Annotated in this window: 15 protein-coding genes; 12 read left to right on the plus strand and 3 right to left on the minus strand. The window is 53.3% G+C overall.

Features of this window, described 5'->3' with window-relative positions; translation table 11 throughout:
- The first annotated feature begins 99 nt into the window (after window positions 1-99).
- The 5 genes from B7994_RS02045 to B7994_RS02065 all read left to right on the plus strand — a co-directional run bounded on the left by B7994_RS02045 (window position 100) and on the right by B7994_RS02065 (window position 9918).
- Window positions 100-762, plus strand: a complete 663-nt coding sequence (locus tag B7994_RS02045; protein WP_144063706.1) for a hypothetical protein — start codon at window positions 100-102, stop codon at window positions 760-762.
- Window positions 762-3692 carry an FISUMP domain-containing protein gene (locus B7994_RS02050; protein WP_158213043.1) on the plus strand — a complete coding sequence of 977 codons (2931 nt, stop codon included), beginning with the start codon at window positions 762-764 and terminating at the stop codon, window positions 3690-3692. Before B7994_RS02045 ends, B7994_RS02050 begins: the two co-directional genes overlap by 1 nt.
- 38 nt (window positions 3693-3730) lie before the next feature.
- The gene (gene ispF, locus B7994_RS02055; RefSeq protein WP_088636805.1) at window positions 3731-4216 is read left to right on the plus strand and encodes a 2-C-methyl-D-erythritol 2,4-cyclodiphosphate synthase; all 486 of its coding nucleotides are present in this window, start codon (window positions 3731-3733) and stop codon (window positions 4214-4216) included.
- A gap of 66 nt (window positions 4217-4282) precedes the next feature.
- Complete coding sequence (locus B7994_RS02060; RefSeq protein ID WP_144063707.1) at window positions 4283-7990, plus strand: peptidase A26; 3708 nt, start codon at window positions 4283-4285, stop codon at window positions 7988-7990.
- Between the two features lie 221 nt (window positions 7991-8211).
- Window positions 8212-9918 (plus strand): Na/Pi cotransporter family protein, encoded by a 1707-nt coding sequence (locus tag B7994_RS02065; RefSeq protein WP_088636807.1) that lies wholly within the window; start codon window positions 8212-8214, stop codon window positions 9916-9918.
- Window positions 9919-10239: 321 nt separating this feature from the next.
- Here B7994_RS02065 and B7994_RS14135 read toward each other — a convergent pair whose 3' ends face one another.
- Entirely contained in the window at window positions 10240-10890 is a 651-nt protein-coding gene (locus B7994_RS14135) for a hypothetical protein (RefSeq protein WP_198957811.1), read from the minus strand.
- A 249-nt stretch (window positions 10891-11139) separates the two neighbouring features.
- On the opposite strand from B7994_RS14135, the gene B7994_RS02075 reads away from it, so the two are divergent.
- The 3 genes from B7994_RS02075 (at window position 11140) to B7994_RS02085 (ending at window position 15111) form a co-directional block, all read left to right on the plus strand.
- Window positions 11140-12777, plus strand: a complete 1638-nt coding sequence (locus B7994_RS02075) for a fumarate hydratase (protein WP_088636808.1) — start codon at window positions 11140-11142, stop codon at window positions 12775-12777.
- A gap of 283 nt (window positions 12778-13060) precedes the next feature.
- Window positions 13061-13915, plus strand: a complete 855-nt coding sequence (locus B7994_RS02080; protein WP_088636809.1) for a DUF4423 domain-containing protein — start codon at window positions 13061-13063, stop codon at window positions 13913-13915.
- Window positions 13912-15111, plus strand: coding sequence for a hypothetical protein (locus tag B7994_RS02085; RefSeq protein ID WP_088636810.1), 1200 nt, complete (start codon window positions 13912-13914; stop codon window positions 15109-15111). The genes B7994_RS02080 and B7994_RS02085 overlap by 4 nt, the downstream gene beginning before the upstream one ends.
- On the opposite strand, the gene B7994_RS02090 is transcribed toward B7994_RS02085, so the two are convergent.
- The gene (locus B7994_RS02090; protein WP_088637211.1) at window positions 15104-15655 is read right to left on the minus strand and encodes a pseudouridine synthase; all 552 of its coding nucleotides are present in this window, start codon (window positions 15653-15655) and stop codon (window positions 15104-15106) included. The two genes, B7994_RS02085 and B7994_RS02090, sit on opposite strands and share 8 nt — an antisense overlap.
- Window positions 15656-15787: 132 nt before the next feature.
- Here B7994_RS02090 and B7994_RS02095 point away from each other — a divergent pair, with 132 nt between their 5' ends.
- Window positions 15788-16234, plus strand: a complete 447-nt coding sequence (locus B7994_RS02095; protein ID WP_088636811.1) for a hypothetical protein — start codon at window positions 15788-15790, stop codon at window positions 16232-16234.
- Window positions 16235-16358: 124 nt separating this feature from the next.
- Window positions 16359-17114: an acyl-[acyl-carrier-protein] thioesterase gene (locus B7994_RS02100; RefSeq protein ID WP_088636812.1), complete on the plus strand. Its 756-nt coding sequence runs from the start codon at window positions 16359-16361 to the stop codon at window positions 17112-17114.
- Between the two features lies 1 nt (window position 17115).
- Here B7994_RS02100 and B7994_RS02105 read toward each other — a convergent pair whose 3' ends face one another.
- The gene (locus B7994_RS02105) at window positions 17116-17667 is read right to left on the minus strand and encodes a carbohydrate-binding family 9-like protein (protein WP_088636813.1); all 552 of its coding nucleotides are present in this window, start codon (window positions 17665-17667) and stop codon (window positions 17116-17118) included.
- Window positions 17668-17855: 188 nt separating this feature from the next.
- Between B7994_RS02105 and B7994_RS02110 the strand changes: the two genes are divergently transcribed.
- Window positions 17856-18227, plus strand: a complete 372-nt coding sequence (locus B7994_RS02110; RefSeq protein WP_233142942.1) for a SpoVG family protein — start codon at window positions 17856-17858, stop codon at window positions 18225-18227.
- Window positions 18228-18236: 9 nt separating this feature from the next.
- Complete coding sequence (locus tag B7994_RS02115) at window positions 18237-19766, plus strand: YifB family Mg chelatase-like AAA ATPase (RefSeq protein WP_088636814.1); 1530 nt, start codon at window positions 18237-18239, stop codon at window positions 19764-19766.
- The last annotated feature ends 15 nt before the right edge of the window (window positions 19767-19781 follow it).

The raw sequence follows: 19781 nt of genomic DNA on the forward strand, positions 1-19781 counted from the left end.
TTTCGCAAGGAACTGCCTTTCGGGGCGGTTCCTTGTCGTTTTATCGGGGTTCTTGGTGCCGGTTACCTTATTTGTACGGGTTGAATGTATATTTAGGGTATGAAGTTGAAAATATGCGTTTTGTTTTTGTTTGCTGTGGCATGTCTCGTCATGGAGGGGTGCTCGGCATACGATTATACCGAACATGAGAGCACATTGGATTCGGCTAAGGTTTATTCCGCATGCTGGCCGGCAGCAGATTCAGCCCTGCTAGATTTCCTTGCCGACACGGCTTATTCCGGAATGGTTGTCTACGGCAACTATATGGCACGCTCAAAAGAAATGAAACGCGATACCTCGAAGAATTCTACGATATACAGGTTTTCTGTCGCGGGCGATGTCAAGCCGGAAAAGGATGTCTTTTCCATTAAGCTTGTCTTGGAATACAAGGTAGTGGATGATGCCTACGGAACCCAGGAATATGGTGACTCACTGTTTGTCGATATCTACGGGTGTCGCGATTATGGATGTAAGCTGGCTGAAAAGGTTGTGCTCCGTAATGGCGATTACAGTTTTACCAAGTTGCTCAAGAAGGGTGAGTTTGAAATATCTAGCCCGAAAGGCGATTTCTTTTCGGTTGAAGCCGGGTACGATTGCGATGTGGTCAAGGAATACTTTTTCCACCTGAATATCGACCTGGACGATGTCAAGATTGATCTGGATGCACAGAAGGGTTCTGAAACTTGTTCCTATAGGTCTTCGAAATGGTGTCTTTATTGCTGATGAAATCAATGCGCAAGATGCGACTGAATTGTGCCGTACTGCTGATGGCGATAGCCCTTGTCGGCTGTTGTGAGGATTACTATTACGAGAATGCGGACACGGACTACACGAAGGTGAGTTCGCATGATGTCTCGGGAGCAATTTCTATAAAGGACCGAGCCCTCGGAGGGAAAATAGTTATCCCTTCGGATAAGGGTAAAGATATATTCGTTCCCGAAAAGGTCCGGCTTGTCCTACTGGATAGTTCCCTTGCTGCTACAGACACCTTGAAGGGGAGCATTGTCAAGGACGATGCTATCGGTTATGAGTTTTCTGCACGCAACTACAAGTCCCCGTATGTGAAGATTCTTGTCAAGGGAAAGTGGAAACTCTATGGATCCAAGGCGGTCTCGACGACGTTTGAGACCATCAGCGATATTTCGAACGAGATGAATCCGCTTGTAGACCTGATGACGCATCTGGAAGTCCCGCTGGTAGAAGCGCTCGTAGACGAAGGCTACCCTTTCAAGGCGGCCAAGCAACTTGCCATGCAGAAGTTTAGCGAGAATTTCGGCCTTAAGTATGTGAATGCACCGGCGGAATCGTACGAAAGGGAATTTGTCGAAGTCGGAACGATGTATGCATTCCTGTTGCGTGGCAGGTCGGATAGCGAATTCCTGGAGAATATCGAAGATTTCCGTTTGGACATGGAAGACGGAGTTCTTGACGATACGCTCGCTATGATTGATTTTGCGGATTATGCCGTGGAAGACTGGCTCCGTCTGGACTCGCTGTTGCGACAGCTGAACCCTGCCTCAGGCCACTGGAACTGGAAACTCGCAGGGAGGCTTGTTGAACGCGCGTATGGCCTTTCTTCCTGTGAAAATGACTCCACTGGGAAAGTTGGCAAAGTCAAGGCGAAAGGGTCCAAATACAAGGGGGATTCCCTGGTGTGTGATGTGGCTAAGCCTGGCGATGACTACTTCTATCGGGCCCTTACTCCGCTGGAACGTGAACTAGGCCCTTGCGGATATCGTGCTGACGGCAAGGACAAGTTCGCTTCTATCGGTGATTCCCTGTTCTATGTCTGCAACTATCAGCCCATCTGGATTGATGAACTTGAAGATTCTGGCAGTATCGAGAAATGGCGCGAGGCTTCGTGGGGCGTTACTCTTAACAAGGTGCTGGGACCTTGCAACAAGGAAGTGCTGAAGGTAGAAGGTTCGGAGAATGAGTATAGGTCCCTGATTAGGAAAAAACTAGGGGATACCGTTTATGTATGCCAGTACGATTATCTGTTCTGGAAAAACGAAGGTACGGATTCCTTGCTTTATTTCTTGGGAGACTGTGGTGTCAAGAATCTCTGGAGCCTAGAAAAGTTGGGTGATTCATCGGAATATGTTTGCACATATGATTCGTGGGTGAGCGCGAACGATACGCTCAAGTTCCTTTCGGAACAGCGTCGCTGTGATAAGGAGACCGATAGCCTGCGTACGTTCTCGTTCGGTTCGACCTACTATATATGTGACGATGTGAAATGGGGCAAGGACTCCGTGTACACTTTCAAGGATACGACGCAGGCATATGCGGATTCGCTTGACAAGGTCTATTTTTTCAAAAAAGAGTGTTCTGTCCTTGCTGATACAGTGAAGTATTATTATGACTCGTTAAGCAGTCAGTATTACCACTGTGAAATCCGGAATAACAAGATCAAGTTCTACGAGGTCGAGGAAGAGAAAGGGCGGACGTATTTCTGCGGAGAGTTCGCCAAGACCTTGACGGGTTGCTCTGCTGAATCCGATACTACGGAAGTTGTCAGCTGCCCGTACAATACCAAGGAAACTTGGGTCAATGCCGAGAGCGACGGCTACTACCATTGCTCGCATGTCGATGATGGCTATACTTACGTTCAGATTCCTTATTGGGAAGTGAATTACTACAATAGCCTGCATGAGTCGGGGAACCTCGAGCCTTGTAACCCGCAGTCAGATACGCTCGAGTACAAGCGGGATTCCTACGGGTATTACTATTACTGCGTAGAAGAAGGAGGCGAGTGGAAAAATGAACTTATCGAGCTAGACTCCCTGAAAGAAAAACTTGTCGACGAGTGGGTAAAGACCTTGGAACCGTGTAATGCGGAAAATGCAAGATGGAAGCGCTATTATAAAAGTTTCCTGTACGAAAAACGCTATGTCGTATGCGATTATGACATGGATTCGAATTTCACGTTGCTGAAGGTGGATGAACCATACTACTCCAATTATCCGGAACGCGAATACCTCATGAAGGTCAAGCCCCCTCTGGAGGCCTGTAGCGAAGAGCAGATGGCTGCACGGGGGACGCCGGTAGAGGTGGTGAACGGTTCCATAACTGACCCGCGTGATGGACGCAATTATCGCGTCGTGACTATCGGAGAACAGACCTGGATGGCCGAGAACCTCGGTTACTACGATACGCTTGCCGCGCCCAATCTGGTTAATCGTTCGGATTGCTCCAAGGTTCCGACCCTGTGCTCTACGACGGGTCGGCTGTATTTCTGGGATGCGGTTGTGGGCGTTCCCTCGGATTTCAATGCGGATACGATTCAGACGAGACTCTGCGCACCAGTCCAGGGAATATGCCCTGCAGGCTGGCATGTTCCTTCGGTAGAGGAATGGTCGCGGTTGTTCCAGTATGTATCGTACCACAATAATGGCGCAGGTTATGGAGGTTCCCTGAAGGCCGAAACAGGCTGGGCCGTGAACCCGAGGGTCAAGGATATATTCGGCTTTTCTGTGGCGCCGGTTTCCTGGACTACCGATGCTTCGGCCTATTTTGCCACGTCGGAAATCGATGCGAGTTCGAGGATAAGGCGTAATGCTGTAATACAGTTTACCTATTCTTCTGGGAGCCCGACGATAAATGAAGATTCTATGAGCCGTTCGTTCTCCGTGCGCTGCGTGAAGGACTAGGATGTTTTTTTAGATTTGTGAAAAAAGCAGGTTTATTTATGGATAAGATTTATCGCTCGGGTATCGGTTTTGACGTTCACAAATTGGTGGAAGGCCGCAAGTGCATTATCGGCGGGGTGGATATCCCGTACGAGAAGGGCCTCTTGGGCCATAGCGATGCCGACGTGTTGCTGCATGCGATAAGCGATGCCCTGCTGGGCGCTGCTGGCCTCGGCGATATCGGCACGTACTTCCCGGATACGGACCCCGCGTTCAAGGGCGCCGACAGCCTGGAGCTGCTGCGCAAGGTGGGCGAGGAAGTCCGCAAAGCCGGTTACGAGATTGTCAATATCGATAGCATCGTGATGTGCGAACGCCCGAAGGTGAACCCGCACAAGGATGCCATGAAGGCAAACATCGCCCGCGTGCTCGGGATTGACGTAAAGCAGGTCGGCATCAAGGGGACCACGACCGAAAAGCTCGGGTTTACGGGCAGGGGCGAAGGCATTGCGAGCCAGGCTATCGCGATGGTCCGCAGTTTATAGTTTGTATAAAATTTTCGGGGACAAAAAGACTATATTTAGGATAGTCTCAAGAATGGAGGAAAAATAATGAGAAAATGGCTTGCCATATGTGCCGTATCTGCTTTGGCTCAGTTGTCCTTTGCGGCCTGGGACGGTACTGCGAAACTCCCGAAGGTTGTGTCAGGTGCCTACGAAATTACATCTCCCGAGGAACTGATCGGCTTTCTCGAATCCGTGACGACTTCGAACAGGGCCGACGAGACTCTACGTGCCTACCTGAAGAACGACATCGTGTTCGGTGCCGATACCTCCACGCTGGCCACAAAGAGGTGGACGACCACGAAGCGCAACGAGTACTTCGTGGGTGATTTCGACGGCAGGGGCCATACGGTTTATGGCCTGAATGCGGAACAGGCGCTGTTCGATGTCGTGGGCACGAGCGCGGGCTCAATCCACGACCTGAACGTGGCTAACAGTTCCTTCGGTAGCGATACGGCAGGCTATGCAGCCGCGGTCGTGACCGAACTGCATGCGGGCCTCTGGAACGTGAATGTCTACAATACGGATGTGCGTGCCGTCTATTATGCGGGCGGCATTGCGGCCAACATGTCGAGCCCGGCGGATGACCAGATAGCGTATATCCTGAACGGCAACGTCGTCGGGGGCTCCGTCAAGGCGGGCGGTTATGTGGGCGGCATTGTCGGGTATGCTGCGGGCCGTGTCGCCGGCTGTAGCAATTCGGCGAAGGTCTCCTTTGCCGATGCGGAAGGGAGTACTAAGGATTCTGAGGCCTATATCGGCGGTATTGTCGGGTATGCCGACGGCACGGACGGCACTGCCGTCGAGAACAGCGTCAACCGTGGCGAAGTCGAACTCAAGACGGTGAACGGCAATATTTATGTGGGCGGTATCGTCGGCTTTGTGCTGGGGAATGTTTCTAACCTGCAGAACTACGGGAAGGTCCTTGCCGACATTTCGTATGCGGGCGAAAGCTTTTCCGAAACGAGTAAGGTGAATGTCTATGTCGGTGGCGTTGCCGGTACCAAGCATTTCCGCAAGAACGAATATGGCGAAATCCGCGACTTCGTGAACGAGGGCGAAGTTGAACTCCTTGCCAAGACGCGGGGCTACGAAGAGAAATTCTTTGTTGGTGGAGTCTTTGGCGAAAGCAAGGCCCACTACCGCAATGCGATGAACAAGGGTGCGGTCAATGTCAAGGTGAAAAGCCTTAGCGATTACACGAAGTTTAAGGTGGGCGGTGTTGCCGGCTATTCGTCCACTTTCCTCAACTTGCCCGGTATTGAAGGGCTCTCGAATCGCGGCAATGTCAATGTCGAGGCTTCGGGCGAGGTCTATGTGGGAGGCCTTCTGGGCGAACTGGAACGGTTCTCGTCCGACAAGCCCGTATTGTCGCGTTCCTTTAACTACGGCAATGTGACGGGGAGTATCCCCGATGACGTAGTCTCGGCCGAGGCGCTGGAAGTTGGCGGCCTTGTAGGTAACTGCCTTACGGACATTCTCGAAGATGTCTATAACCGGGGGGCAGTGGTTGCCAAGGGTAAGGTTGTCGGAGCTTCTAGCCATGCCGGCGGATTTTTTGGCTCCTACAATTATTCTGAATACTCGGTCCGTAATTCGTATAGCGCAACTCCCTACATCAAGGGCGAAGCCATCGGCACTATTGCCGGATGGTTCGGATCTCCGAATTGGCCCCTCATTACCTATTTCGACAGTACCCTTGCCGATATTGGAGCCTTTGGTGTGTCTAGTTATTCTGTGAAGTGCGATGGATGCGCGAAGTCTACGAAGCAGCTCCAGAGCGACGAGATGCTTGCCATGCTGAATACGTCGAACGGTACGGTGGCGGACCGCAAGATATGGGTGCGTCGCGGTGGTTATCCCGTGTTGACTTTCGACAGCTTGTACATGAACGATTCTGCCTACTCCGATATCCAGCGATATGCGATGCCTCCGTCGAGTGTCGAGAACGACACGCTGGTCTATACCGTCTCTACGGCCGAAGAACTGGCGACTTTCCTCGCGATGCCTAACCTCTTTGTTGCGCCGAGCCGGAAGGGGGTCAGGGTCCAGCTGGCAAAAGATATCGTGATGGGTAGGGATTCGACCCACTTGCCTACGCACCAGATGTCCATCGATACAAATTCAAAGTGTGTGGACGTCGATTTCGACGGTCAGGGTCATACGATTTATGGGCTCAATATGTCGCGTGCGATGTTCAACTGCATAGCGCAGGGGGCGGTGATGCGGCGATTCACGATTGCGAACAGCCGTTTTGAAAACGAGCTTGAATTGCCTGTCGCGGGTGTTGCCATCAGGAATGGCGGTACCATCGTAAACGTGAATATCCGCAACAGCCTGGTGCACGGAGGCCATGCCGGAGGGCTTGTCGTCTACAATTATGACCAGAATACGGGTGTAATCCTGAGTTCGAAAAACGAGAACACGACGGTAATCGCCTGTAATTACTGCAGTGCTGGCGGTATTGCCGTGACATCTGCTGGCGTGCTGAGCGACTTGAGTAATTCCGGTCGGGTGTCTGGCGATGTTGTGGGTGGCATTGTGGGCACTACGTTCAGCCTTGCTCAGGGTGCGTCGAACCTTGTCAGCACTTGCTCCAATACGGGAAAGGTGCTTTCCTATGTAAAAAAGAATTTTTCCCTTGCCGGAGGTATTGTGGGTGTTGCCCAAGCGACGACCATATCCAATAATTTTAATTCGGGCCTTGTCGAGGTTTCGTCGGACCAGTTTGTTTACGTAGGCGGCATTGTGGGTTGGATTGACTCTTCCGGTTCCGTGACGAATAGCGGAAACTGGGGCCGCGTGCATGCACTTTCCGGTGAAAAAGTTTGGGCGGGAGGCCTTGTCGGCTATGTAGAAGGTCAGATAATGTACACGGATGACACGTATTTCATTGTTACGACCTTGGCGAATGATTTTAACTACGGCCCGGTGCATGTCAAGTCCGCAAGTGTGAAATCCTATGTGGGCGGCCTTGTTGGTGAGGGGAAGGGTTTCCTCCTGCAGAAAGTCTATAACAGGGGCGGCGTCATAAATGAGGTGGATTTGGATTCGTCTGCGACGGGTGGCTTTGCCGCGGCGGTGGATTCCTCAATTGTCTGGAACGCCTATTCCTATATCGATACGTTGTACGGGAAGAACGTGGCCAACGTATTCTACAAGGTGACCGGCTCGCGTTCCTTCAAGGAAGCGATTTACGGGTCGAACACGGGAAATCTACCGACGTTTGTCATCGAGGATGCTGGCGCTGCAGCCCAGGATTCCTTGATTGAGGCGCTCACGTTCGAAGAGATGATGTATCCGTCCATCACGCAGGTGTCCCGGAGCTTTGCTGATGCCGACTGGGTGGACAAGGGCTGCATGCCGGTGGCCAAGAGCGACACGACCTCTACCTGTGCCGTAAGCGTGGTCAAGGACTTCTTCGGCGATGCTGAGGAACCGTACAAGGTGGGCTACGTCGTGACCGTCGTCATGGCGGATTCCAGCGCGGGCGAGATTAACGATGGCCCGACTCCTGTGGCCCCGAAGACGGCCGACCCGAAGGTGAAACTGCTCCCGATGCAGGTCGAGGTTTCGGCGAGGGATATCGCGGTCTTTGGCCTTATGGAGAACAGCCCGGTGCTCGTGCTCGACCTGAAGGGGCGCCTGGTGGCTTCGGCCCGCATTCATGGCGGCATGGCGAACTTGTCTGTCCCGAGGGCAGGGCGTTACCTGGTACGTAGCGGCAAGTCGTCGCGCCTGGTAAACGTGCGGTAGTTTTTTGATACAATGCGTTCCGCTTGCCTTGAGGAACGCTAATTGTATTTAATTATTGCCATCTTGGTGACAAGAAAATACACATATGTAAACCCCGCTTTTACGGGGTTTATTTCTATATTTTACGCCAGCATTACAAATAAACAATTCACCGCCATGAGCCCGAACTAGCTGAAAGGCAGCGACGATGATCCGGTAGTGGCGTTCCGTAGGAATGTCCTATGACACTTATGATTCTCAAAATGATTGGTTGCCTTGCGCTGCTCATGTTCGGCATGAAGACGATGAGCGAAGGCTTGCAGAAACTCACCGGCGGTCACCTCCGCGCAGTCCTTGGCACCATGACCAAGCACCGTATCGGAGGCCTCCTTACAGGCACGTTCGTCACGGCCTCGGTGCAGTCTTCTACCGCTACGACCGTCCTTACCGTAAGCTTCGTTAACGCTGGCCTGCTCACATTGAGTCAGGCCATTCCTGTTATCATGGGCGCGAACATCGGTACCACGGCCACGGCGTGGATCATGTCCATATTCGGGTTCCAGTTCAACATGAGCTCGGTGGTGTGGCCCTTCTTCGCCCTCGGCATCATCCTTTCTTACACCAAGAAGAACTCGACCAAGAGTATCGGCGAATTCGTGTTCGGTTTCGCGTTCATGTTCCTGGGCCTTACCACGCTGCGCGAAAATGCGGTGGCGATGGACCTGGCCCACAACCAGGCGGTCATCAACTTCTTTTCGACGACCGGCGGTTGGGGTATCTTCAGCACACTCCTCTTCCTGTTGCTGGGTAGCATCCTTACCATGTGTGTGCAGTCCTCTGCCGCCATCATGGCGATTACGCTCTTGCTCTGCAGTAGCGGCGTGCTCCCGATTTACCAGGGCATCGCGCTCGTGATGGGCGAAAACATCGGTACCACGGTCACCTCGAACCTGGCGGCCCTTTCGGCAAGTACGCAGGCGAGGCGCGCGGCCTTGGCGCACATGCTCTTCAACGTGTTCGGCGTGGTGTGGGTATTGATAGTGTTCCGCCCGTTCGTGAACATGGTGTGCAGCATCGTGGGGTTCGACCCGACGTTCGTGCCGCATACCGAAGAAGAAGTTGCCCAGGCGAGCGTCCGTGTGACCTACGCGCTATCTGCCTTCCATACGGCATTCAACCTCTGCAACGTGCTTATCCTCATCTGGTTCATCAAGCCGATGGAAAAAATCATCTGCAAGATTATCCGTGAGAAGGAAGATGGCGAGGATTTCAAGGTCAAGTTCATCAGCGCGGGCCTCATGAGTACCGCAGAACTTTCGCTCTTCGAAGCCCGCAAGGAAATTAACTTGTTTGCGGCCCGCACGCAGAAGATGTTCCGCATGGTGCCCGAACTGCTCGAGATGAAGGACGAAAACGACTTCGTCAAGTTGTTTGCCCGCATCGAGAAGTACGAAGGCATTAGCGACAACATGGAAATCGAGATTGCGAACTACCTGAACAAGGTTTCTGAAGGCCGCCTGAGTCCCGAAAGTAAGACGAACATCCAGTCGATGCTCAGGGAAATTTCTGAAATCGAAAGCATCGGCGACTCCTGCTACAACATGGCGCGCGCGATCAACCGCAAGTTCCGCAGCAAGGAAGACTTTACGGAGAACCAGTACGGCCATATCAAGCATATAATGCAGCTGTGCGATAACGCGCTCACGAACATGATCGATGTCATTAGCGACCATGCATCGGCTGATGCGAACCGCACACTGAACCTGGAGAACGAAATCAACGACTACCGCAAGCTCCTCAAGGAGAAGAACGTCACTGATATCGAGAACCAGGAATACAGCTACCAGATGGGTGTCCACTACATGGACGTGGTGAACGACTGCGAAAAGCTCGGCGACTACGTGGTGAATGTTGTCGAAGCTCATGCGAATAAAAAGTTCTCCACCTAAGAAAATTCGTCTATAAACTTCGCGATATGGCGTCATGTGAACTTACTCGCCGCATGACATAATCTTTTTCCATACAAAAAAGCCCCAGTTATCAAACTGGGGCGATTGCGACCTTTGGACACTTGGCAACTTGTTGCCTTAGTGTACATGGCCACCTTTAGGTGGGAGCGAGCACCTACCGGAGTAATTCAATACCCGGATGAAGCGCGAACGGTCTTCTGTGAACAACAAACGCCTCGTATTAACGAGGCGTGGTTGTGAGAGTGAGTGCATACCGGAGTAATTCAATACCCGGATGAAGAGCGCGAACGGTCTTTTAACTTAGTCCCCGGTGAAGATAATCACGAGGACAGAAGCAACGAACAGCGCGGAGACCACGAGGAATTCCCACGGGTTTTCCATGATGGTGGTCTTAGCAGAACCCATGGAAGCGGTTTCCATCTTCTGCTGTTCTTCGGCCTTGGCCTTAGCTTCGGCTTCGGCAGCCTTCTTTTCTTCTTCAGCCTTGGCGAGAGCAGCGCTGTCGACCGTGGCTTCTTCCTTCTTGGCTTCGAGAACTTCGGTTTCGGCCTTTGCAGTGTCAGCAGCAGCAGCTTCAGCAGCAGGAGCGGCTTCGGCAGGAGCGGCAGCCTCAGCAGCAGGAGCGGCTTCGGCAGGAGCAGCAGCTTCGGCAGCAGGAGCGGCTTCGGCAGGGGCAGCTTCGGCAGCGGGTGCGGCTTCAGCAGCAGGAGCAGCGGCGGGTGCGGCGGCAGGAGCGGCTTCGGCAGGGGCTGTAGCCTCAGCGGCAGGAGCGGCAGCAGGAGCAGCAGCCTCAGCAGGGGCGGCAGCTTCGGCCTTCGGGGCTTCAGCGGCAGGGGCGGCTTCGGCAGCAGGAGCGGCCTTGGCGGCGGGAGCAGCCTTGGCAGCCTTGGCCGGAGCGGCGAAAGCAACAGCAACGGCCACTGCAGTTGCAAGCAAGATCTTCTTCATCATAGGTTCCATTCCTCGTTAGGGTTTGTTTTTAAAACTTTAGGTAAAAAATAACTCTTCTAGCGACGTTTTGCCAAAAAAAAAGAAAAAAAAGTCAAAAAAGCGCGAAATTTGTCGCTTTATCGGCGTTTTTTGCAAAAAAAAGTCCCCTCGTCGGGTTTAAACACTCTTCGAGAGAACGGTTGACCGAGAGCAGATGCGAAAGAATTTAAATTTTACGGCAAAAATCAACCCACAAAAAGAGACACTATTATGGCATTCAAATACGAAGCTACCGTCCAGCACGGTGAAGATACTACCGAATACGTAAACCTCGGTAAAGATGGCGTTTCTGTCGCCGAATTCGAAGGCAAGAAGATTCTGAAGGTCGCCCCCGAGGCGCTCACCAAGATTGCCCAGGCCGCTTTTGAAGAAGTCGAATTCTGCCTGCGCCCGGCCCACACGGCGAAGGTCGCAAAGATTCTCCAGGATCCGGAAGCTTCGGACAACGACAAGTTTGTCGCCCTCACCATGCTCAAGAACGCATGCGTTGCCGCTAAGGGCATCCTCCCGTTCTGCCAGGACACCGGTACGGCAATCTGCGTTGCCCACAAGGGCCAGCAGGTCTGGACTGGTTTTGACGATGCCGAAGCGATTTCTGAAGGTATCTACAACGCTTACACCACGAAGAACCTTCGCTACAGCCAGATTGCACCGCTCACGATGTACGAAGAAAAGAACACCGGCTGCAACCTCCCGGCCCAGATCGACATCCACGCCGAAGAAGGTGCCGAAATGAAGTTCTTGTTCGTCGCTAAGGGCGGTGGCTCTGCCAACAAGACTTACTACTGGCCGATGACCAAGGCGCTCCTCAACCCGAAGTCCTTGGAAAAGTTCCTCGCCGAAAAGGTGAAGACGCTCGGTACTGCCGCTTGCCCTCCGTACCACCTAGCCATCGTGATTGGCGGAACCTCTGCCGAAATGAACACGCACATGGTGAAGCTCGCCAGCTGCGGCTACCTCGACGATATTCCGACGAGCGGTTCCGAAGGCGGTCGTATTTTCCGCGACCTCGAAATGGAAGAAAAGGTTCTCCACATTTGCCAGAAGACAGGCATTGGCGCCCAGTTCGGCGGCAAGTACCTTGTGCACGACGTTCGCGTGATTCGCGCTCCGCGCCATGCTGCAAGCTGCCCGGTTTCTATCGGCGTTTCTTGCTCCGCTGACCGTAACATCAAGGCAAAGATTGACGAAAACGGCCTCTGGCTCGAAAAGATGGAACACCATCCGGAAAACTACATCCCGTCTGGCAATGCCGTGAACCTCGCTCCGGCAGTCGAAATCGACCTTGACCGCCCCATGAAGGAAGTGCTCGCCGACCTCACCAAGTATCCGGTGAAGACGCGCCTCAGCCTCAAGGGCACGATGATTGTGGCCCGCGACATGGCCCACGCGAAGATTGCTGAAATCTTTGACAAGCAGGAACGTGGCGAAGAACTCACCGACGAAGAAAAGACCGTGCTCAAGGTCGTTTCGGACCACCCGATTTACTACGCCGGCCCGGCTAAGACTCCGGCAGGCATGCCCACAGGTAGCTTCGGCCCGACGACGGCTAACCGCATGGACCCGTACGTGATGCGCTTCCAGAGCAAGGGTGCTTCGATGATCATGGTCGCGAAGGGCAACCGCAGCCAGGACGTCACCGACGCCTGCAAGAAGTACGGCGGATTCTTCCTCGGATCTATTGGCGGCCCGGCAGCCATCCTCGCTGAACAGAACATCCTCAGCAACGACATCGTGGCCTTCCCGGAACTCGGCATGGAAGCCATCCGCAAGATCACCATCAAGGACTTCCCGGCATTCATCCTCGTGGATGACAAGGGCAACAACTTCTTTGAAGGCCTGATCTAGCGTCGTCATTCCCGCTTATCGTCATTCCCGCGAAGGCGGGAATCTTTCGCAACTAAAAAATCCCACCGGAACAACCGGCGGGATTTTTTTGTGTGGAAATGAAACTCTAATGCTGGAAATTATTTCCTAGATATTAAATTACCTACTCGAAAAGTCAAAAAGGCTGTGTTTTAGAACAATTCATTGTATTTTTTTCAATGGCGATGTTTTCTTTAGGGGCTTTTTGGGCTAGGAATAGATTATTTTATTGATTGGATAGTTGTCTTTTTTCGAGAACTGGCCTATGCTCAACATTGACGAAATCAGCGATTACAGGGATTTGCTCAAGAACTACTATACCCAGCGCAAGCTGGATATGCCCTTGTATTCCTATAAGATGATGGGCCAGAAGCTTGGGCTCGAGACGAGCCAGATGTTCCGTGTGCTGAACAAGGAACTTCACCTGCCGAACCGCAGCATTCCGCTGGCGAAGGACCTGCTGGACCTGAAGGGTCGCAGTGGTGAAATTTTCGAAATCCTGGTGGCGGCATCCAAGACGAAGTCGCCTGCGAAGAAGGATAAGCTCTACAAGATGGCGCTTTCGCTCCAGGATGTGGACCTTCGCAAGTTCAATGCCAGCGAGTACCTGTTCCTGAGCAAGTGGTGGATACCCGTGGTGCGAGCGCTTATCGAGATGAATGGAGGGCATGCCGAGGTCTCGCGCCTGGTAAAGCAGATATCTCCGGCCGTCTCGGAAGACCAGGTGCGCGAAGCCATAAAGGTACTCAAGGATTTGAATCTCATAACGCCGCTTGCTTCGGAACGCTATGCCGCGACGACCGCCAATTTTACGTCGGCAGGTTCGCCGACGAAGACGTCGGCTATCCGTAGTTACCAGAATCAGCTTTTGTCGCTTGCCCAGAACGCCCTCGTTTCGGTAGAGCCTGCCAAGCGCAATATCTCGTCGTTGCTTGTGGGTGTCGACGAAGATTGCTTTGCCGACCTGAACGAAATGACGCTGGAATTCCGCCGCCAGGTACAAAAGAGGGTGGCTGAAGTCGACAAGCCGAATCGCGCGATGCAGTTCGTGTTTGCACTATATCCGGTCGCGGATGTTTCCAATAGCCCGCGGACAAAGAAAGAGGGGGTAAAGGTATGAAAAAGTTGCTTTTACTCCTGATGGTTCTGCTGTTTGTCGCCTGCTCGAACGATAAGGTGGCCGGTATCAGTACGGTCGAGACCGAAAACGCCTACCTGATCCAGATTGTTCACGAGGATTCCTTGCCCGCGGTCGGTGTCTTGGCCCGCATGCGTGCGGCAAGTTTTGTCCGCAGTGTTGAAGAAGATTCCGCAGGGGCGGAATACTACGAGGAATTCGTGACCGATTCCTTGGGGCAGATTCGCATTGATAGCCTCGGCGTAAAAGAGGCTACGATTGAAATTGTCGATGCAGACGAAGGTTTGTTCACCAGGATCCGCGCCAAGGATATCAGGAGCGGAGACTCCGTACAGTATGCTCTCGAAAAAACAGGCCGCCTGCGTGGCAAGGTTTACTTGCCTGCGGGCGTTGACTACGCTTGGGTACAGGTGTATGGTTCCGACCGCCTTGTAAAGACCGATAGCGAGGGCTTCTACGAGATGGATTCGTTGCCGCCGTATGAATACGGCCTGCGCGTCATTGTGGGTGACAGTGTTGTTGAAAATTCGGCGAAGGTTGGTGCCGGCGAGGAGGCTCGCGCGAATGTTTGCGCGTTCGAACCGGATTCCATCAAGGTGCTGGACTTTGAATCTGCGGATGCGCAGTTTGTTATCCGCGAGCTCGGTATAAGCGAGGCGGGTTACATGTCTTCTACGGATACGAGCGTGAAGACGACACCCGAGGTGGCGATGGTACCCGAGACGCGCAAGGACATTGCGGATTTCTTTGTAGAAGCGGATGCCGGCCGCGCCGGTAACGCCTTGCACTGGATGTCTTCTGCGGGGCAAGGACGCTGGTCGTTCTACGGAATCTGGGTTTGTACGGAGGAATCGCCGTGCGATTTGTCTGCAACGGATTCCATCGTGTTCTATGCCCGCGGGAACGGAGTCATTTCGATTGCGCTCGAGACGCTCGGCAGTTCGAACGAAGAAGGCAAGACTTTGGCTTACGATACCCTCAATACAGACGAATGGCAGCGTCGCGTCATAAAGCCTGCTAATTTCAAGCCGCGCGACGACATGTACGGCAATCTCGGCTGGAATGTTGTCAGCAGGGCGGTGACGACCATCTCGATAGCCTCCTACGACGAGACCGAATTCTGGATAGACGATGTCGTGTTCTACGGCATCAAGCCCAGCGACTTCATCGTCAAATAACTTTATCTGTAATCGCTTTCCATTCCCCGGGCGCTAAGTTGCCGAGGGGAATGTTTCCTATTTGCACGCGGACAAGCCGGAGCGTGGGGAAGCCTACTGCCGCTGTCATGTGGCGCACCTGACGGTTCTTGCCTTCGATGAGCGTAAGCTTTACCCAGCTGGTGGGGATGTTCGCACGGAAGCGGACGGGCGGCACCCTTTCCCAGATCCAGTCCGGCGCTTCAACGATTTCTGCCTTGCAGGGTTTGGTGTGGTAGCCCTTGATGTCCACGCCTTTGCAGAGTTTGCGAATAGCCTCTTCCGTAATTTGCCCATCAACTTGCGCGAGGTAAGTGCGCGGGTGTTCGAATTTCGGGTCGAGCAGTTTCTTGATGAGTTTCCCGTTATCGGTCAATAGCAACGCGCCTTCGCTGTCGTGGTCGAGGCGGCCTGCAGAGTACACTCCCGGCGGAAACCCGAATTCATCGAGCGCGCGGTGGCCTGCTTCTGGTGTAAACTGGCTCAGTACTCCGAAGGGCTTGTTGAACAATATGACGGTGGACATCGGCCAAAAGGTAGGAAATGTATTCCAACTTGTAGCGAAAAAAAAGAAAAACTTTTTCAAAAGGCTGGTTTTGTAAACATTATTTTTCGTACCTTGTTTTTAGGGTTAACAAACAGGTAAGGAGGTAACACCATGAAACGCTCAACGTTCACAATGGTAACCGCTGTCGCGATGCTTGCTACATCGGCGATCGCTGCTGGAAATCTGGTTAAGTCCAAACAGGGCGATCTCGATTTGACAGAACAGCGCGGTGGCGGAGGAGTGGTCTGCACGGCCGGCTTTTATGACGAGTTAAAAATCGTCAGGGAAGCGGACGCGGAAGTTCTCGTCAAGGGGGCTTGCGGTCAGGGCTGGGTTGACAAGTCGAAGGTCGTCTATGTAGCCGCTAAACCCGGAGACAAGTCGTTCACTTTCGATAAAATCAATGTGCAGGCCTGGACAGACAACCGGTCGCTCGTCGGGATCATCAACGATAACTACGAAGATTTCGACGGCGTAACTATCGATCGCGATTTCAAGGAATATCTGGTTCACACATTGGATCGCGAAAAAATGGAAATGAGCCGCGGGGAAAACTGAGCCCAACTAGCCAGAACCTGACGGAAAACATTCCTGACAAATTATTCCCCGGTAGGCGCCGCCGGGGTTTACGTTTTTATAGGTGATTTCTTGATTTTAGCGCCAAATAATATATATTAGTAGTATGATAGATATTTATGCATTGTCCAAAAATCCGCTTGTGTTCCAAAAGCAGAGGACCATCACCTCGGCATACATCGACGTCTCGGGCAAGATGGGCATCGCGCAGACGGTACTCATGGTGCAGGACAACTTCACCGAGAATTTCGGTGCCATCAAGCAGGATAACTTCTGTGTCCACGAGAAGGGCGCCTACTGGGTTATCTACAAGGCGAAATTCAAGTTCTTCCAGCGTCCGTTCTGGCGCGACAAGGTGGTCACCACCTCGTTCCCTGCCGACAACGCACCTATCCGTACATATGAGAATACGGCCATCACCACGCTGGAGGGCGAACCGATTATCCTCGCCGTGCAGGAGGCGTGCTGCCTGGATTTGGAACGTCACCGCCCTGTAAAGCTTTCGGCGGTCGAATTCCCGACGGAAGGCGCCCCGGAGCCGTTCATGGACAGCAAGTTTACGAAGTTCCCGGTAGAACCCGCGGAATACGTGGAGGTCTACCGCCAGAAGGTATTGCCCCAGCACATCGACATGTCGCACCACATGAACAACATCGAGTACGTGAAGCTTGCGTTGAACGTGTTCAGTTCCGAAGACTTGGAACTCTGCATTCCTTCGATGCTCGAGGTGCACTTTATGGGCGAGACGCACGAAGGCCAGGAAGTCAAGATTTTCCGTGCCGACAAGATGGGCGCGACCTACATGAAAATCGAGGACGACGAAGGTCGCCAGGTTTTCGAGATGAAAATTAAGATGAAGTAATTTAAATCAGGATATCGAAGAATTCAGGCCGGTGAAAATCCGGCTTTTCTGTTTCTATCGGGAAGGCGCTCAGGTAGTGTGGTGTCTTCGCCTTGTCGGCACACTTGTATAAGTTTCCGCGCAGCTGCACGCCCTCGAAGGTTTTGAGCCCGAAGATGCCTGCAGGAATGCGGATGCTTACGCTCCAGCTGATAAAGTCCCCGATGATGCTGGCGAGTTGCTTGGTGCGCTCAATTTTTGCAAGCTGTGCGCTGTCGAGCTGGCTGCGGTTTTCGCGGTCGGGCCCGTGGGCGGCGAGGATGAATCCGCGGCTTGTCGTCTCGAAGTTGAAGTACTCCGAGCGGTTTGCCGGATTCTCGATGAAAATTTCTACGCAGGAATCTTCCCAGCTGTGGCCGCCGTCTTCCATGACTTCGGCGCGGAAGCAGTCGAGAGGCTCTTCGACAAAGAATTCGACTTGCAGGAATTCTCCGTCGGGGTTGACGTTGGCCATCACTGTCGGGAGCGCGATTCCGCAGTTCTTTTCCCAGTTCATGTTTGGTTTCAGGAGCATGTGATTAAAATAGATAAATCAGTGATTTAAGCGATTAATCACTTGAAGGCCTGCTACCGATATGGCGATTCCTGCGCAAAAATGACGTTTTTGTTTTGGCATGCATCTTGCAAATAGAGTGTAGCCCGAGGTTCCCCGACGAAAGGGGTGCTACCTGCGGGTTCACTCAAACTATAGGAGGCCATAAAATGGCAGAAAAAAACGATGCCACCGTCCAGGTGGAAAAATCCAAGGGCGCCGAAGTCAAGGACGTCCAGATGAAGGACAAGCAGTCCTCCGCATTCGATTGCCTTGCCGTGACGCAGGTGCAGGTGTTTCCGTTCAAGGAAGGTCCGAGCCTCGGACACATGAAGGGCCTTGCGCAGATTGTCCTCAACGACCAGATGGTCATTCGTGGCCTGCGCATCATGGACGGTGAGTACGGGCTTTTCGTGAGTTACCCGTTGGACCCGTTCTACAAGGGTGAAGATTTCAAGTCTATCTGCAATCCGGTTACGCGCCAGTTGCGTGAACATATCGAGAATTGCGTTCTTGAAAAGTACCAGGCTGCTGTAGCATAGGGGTACACCTTGTTCCATAGAATCCGCTCGTACTGTCTGTTTGGAATCAAGGCTGTTCCTGTGAGCGTTGAGGTGGACGCATCGCAGGGGCTGCCCGGCTTTACCTTGGTTGGGCTTCCCGACAATGCTGTTCGCGAATCTCGCGAACGTGTGGTGTCGGCGATAAGGTCCATCGGCAAGGTCGTTACCGGATTCCGGACAACAGTGAATCTTTCACCGGCGGATTTGCGGAAAGAGGGGAGTGCCCTTGACCTTCCACTTGCGATAGGGATGCTTGTATCGACCGGCGAGATATGCGTTGAGGGGATTGAACGCTTTGTCTTTGTCGGGGAATTGTCGCTAGACGGGCTTCTGAAGCCGGTAAGAGGGGTCTTGTCCATTGCGATGAGCCTGCCTCGCGACGACAAGAACATCCTGGTAATCCCGAGGGCGAATGCCTCCGAGGCTTCGCTGGTGGAAGGTCTTCGCTACGCCTGCTTTGATACTCTGGGTGAGTGTGTTGAGTTTTTGGAAAGCGGGAACTTGGAACTTGTAGCCATCGCAAAGGGAATGTCGCGGGAAGATTGCTCTGCGGTCTCCCGCGATATTCCTGACTTCAGGAATGTGGTCGGGATGGAAGGTGTGAAGCGGGCCCTCGAGGTGGCGGCCGCGGGTTCCCACAATTTTCTGCTGGTCGGTTCGCCTGGCGCGGGCAAGACACTCTGTGCCCGGTGCTTACCGGGAATTCTACCCGATATGACGGACGAGGAAATTCTCGAGACGACGCGGATTCATTCATGTGCTCGCCGGGCGGGCGATTCCTCGGGATTCAGGCCTGTTGTCAATCGCCCGTTCCGCACGCCCCACCATAGCGCCTCGATGGTGTCGCTGGTGGGCGGCGGCTCCCGGCTTTCGCCGGGAGAGGCGAGCCTTGCACATAACGGGGTGCTGTTTCTGGACGAACTTCCGGAATTCAACCGGAGTGTCCTGGAGGCCTTGCGCGAACCGATGGAGGATGGTTTTATCTCGGTGAGCCGCGCCAGCGGGACTGTCGTTTGGCCCGCGCGCTTCATGATGGGAGCGGCGATGAACCCGTGCCCCTGTGGATTCTCGATGGATCCGAAACGCGTGTGCACGTGCTTGCCCGATGCGCGCAAGCGCTACCGCGAAAAAATCTCGGGCCCGCTCCTGGACCGCATAGACATCCAGGTGAGCGTACCGCCGATGGAAGCGGGTGCGCTTGTAGACAATGGCCGGCGTGAAAGTTCTGCCGACATTCGCAAGCGCGTGTGTGCGGCGCGAGCTATCCAGCGCCGGAGGTTCGCGGACTTGCCTTTCAAGTCGAATGCCGAGATGACGTCTGAATACGCGAAGAAGTTTGCGGGCATGTCGCCCGAGGTGGAACGCTTCGCCGTGTCTGCCGCCGACAATATGAACCTGAGTGCACGTGGCTTTTACCGCATGCTCAAGGTCTCTCGCACCATCGCCGATATGAAAAGTGCAGAGAATGTGGAAATCGAGGATATCTCGGAAGCCCTGCGCTACAGGACCATGAACTGAAAAAGCCTGCGTTTG

The organism is Fibrobacter sp. UWR2 (genome assembly GCF_002210285.1).
GTDB lineage: Bacteria > Fibrobacterota > Fibrobacteria > Fibrobacterales > Fibrobacteraceae > Fibrobacter.